The sequence below is a fragment of the bacterium genome, from assembly GCA_030247525.1.
Classification (GTDB): domain Bacteria; phylum Electryoneota; class JAOADG01; order JAOADG01; family JAOADG01; genus JAOTSC01.
On record JAOTSC010000283.1, the window covers coordinates 1 to 2,064 of the forward strand.

Here is a 2,064-nt window from a genome sequence, read left to right on the forward strand (position 1 = left end):
AACGAGGGGCGATCCGATGAACGTTGCGAACCGACCATCACAATCGGAACCGGGGAATTCTGCACCATGAACGAGAGAATCGCTGCGGTGTGGTGCATCGTATCGGTACCGTGACCGATCACAATTCCTTGAATCCCTTTTTCAATTTCCTTACCGATAGCTTCTGCGGTACCCTTCCACTGGTCGGGTCCCATGTTCTCACTGAACACGCCGTACAATTTTTCGGTATTGAGATTGCAGATATCCGCCAGCTCCGGCACAGAACCGTACAATTCGCCGGGAGTAAATGCCGGAATCACCGCACCAGTACGGTAATCGAGCCGGGAAGCAATCGTACCGCCCGTTCCCAGAAGTTTTACATTCTGTTTTTTCGGATCGAACGGAAACGCCTTTTCGGGAATTTTATAAATCGCTTCTTTACGCCCAGCGATTGTGACGCCCTCAATTGTTGCCGCGGCGATACCGATATTGTAACCGCTCCGCAGTTTCAATACGATATGATAAGGATCAGCAGTTTCAGAACGCGGCAGGATAACCCCGGTAAACGTCCCCTTCGAAGTTTGCATGTCGACATCGCACCAAACCATCGCTTGGAACTTCTGCAAGGCAGCAAGCGCTTCACCGCGATATCCTTTGTAATCATCGGACATAATAGATCACCCTTCCAACCGCGTTTGCAGCATATTTTCGACTTCCGCGCCGGCGACTTTACCCCTCAACTTCTTCATTAATAGATGCATTGCGGTGCGCACTACTTGCTCGCGGGTTGGGATATTCTTCTTGGAAACGTCTTCGATAATCTGAGCGATGAACGCTTGTACTCCTTGGCTCGGGGGAATTGGTGCGGTGAGGAATTGATCGACCACACCGTTTCGCGCCAATAGCTCCATTGCCGGCAGTACCCCTTCCCGTGTAATCTTGCCGTCTCGAAGTGCCGTGAGAATCGTTGTCATAGAATCGACATTGATTGCATTCACCGGCAGCATTTTTCGTTTCAGTCGTTTCGGATATTGGATGAAAGCCATTGCAACAAGTACCGGATCGAGCTTCCACTCTTTCGCAGCGGTCTCGAATAGCGTAACGAATGGCGAAATCGCTAACGGACGAATCGTGTCTTGGGGAATCCCAAGCGTGTGATACCAAGCTTCATGTGTCCAGTAATACTTTGGCATGCCCTTACGAATTTGATCCAACCGCTCCTGCATGATTCGCTTTGGCGGCAAATCGGTATCGGGGTACATCCGGTCAGGACCGGGAAGAATGCGTTCAAATCCATTCGTACCGTCGCGGAGCGCTTGCCGGGTTTCCGATGGAATTCCGATAGTTGCCTCTTTTGCTCGAATGGTGATTTCTTTCGCGCCGGTATCCGCATCGATCAGATCGCCCCACACCAGGACGACGGTATCCTCGTCGCTGGCTCCGGTGGCTTTCTTCACCGCTTGCCAATCGGCGGTCGATAGAGTTTCGCTCGGACTATCGGAATGGACGATGTTCGGCAGCGTCGTCAAACAGGCGATGACCCGCACGCGATCCGATATCTCACGGGAGAAGTACGTATCGGTTTGGGTTTGCCAGCGCAACAATCCCTTAAACTTCGTTAGTACGACGCACTTAACCAGTTTCCCTTCGGAAATTGCCCGCCGAATCGGTTCAAACCGGGTTTTGCGAAGCAACCGCGTTACATCTTCCGTTTTCGCTTGGAAGGTTTCAGGGGTAACGCCGCGATGATGCAACTCTTTTCGTAACCGCAGCAAGTTCCACTGCCGCATCGCTTCGTTATAAGTAAGCAATGGAATCCGGGGAATCCGAGGCACCCCTTTGATTTCAATCCGGGTTCCACCGGTAACGCTGACATTTACATCTTGTCGCCCGGCGCCGATGCCGGTGCGCACTTTTCCGGTACTGCGAACCAACCGCCGGAGGATCTCGCCTACTTCCGCGACTTCGGTGGGAGTCTTCATTTCCGGTCCGGTTACCGATTCGATCAGCGGCATTCCTAACCGGTCGGTAACGTAGACTCGACGATGTCCGACATCGCTCACTTCACGGCACGCATCCTCTTCT

The 2,064-nt window shown here is 52.5% G+C and carries 2 protein-coding genes; both read right to left on the reverse strand.

Translation table 11 applies throughout. The annotated features are described in order from the left end of the window. The coding region (locus OEM52_14995) for an asparaginase domain-containing protein (protein ID MDK9701440.1) at positions 1-650 on the reverse strand (650 nt) is incomplete at its 3' end. 6 nt (positions 651-656) lie between these two features. Then, positions 657-2,064, reverse strand: a 1,408-nt coding sequence (locus OEM52_15000) for a hypothetical protein (GenBank protein ID MDK9701441.1), incomplete at its 5' end; no start/stop codon positions are given.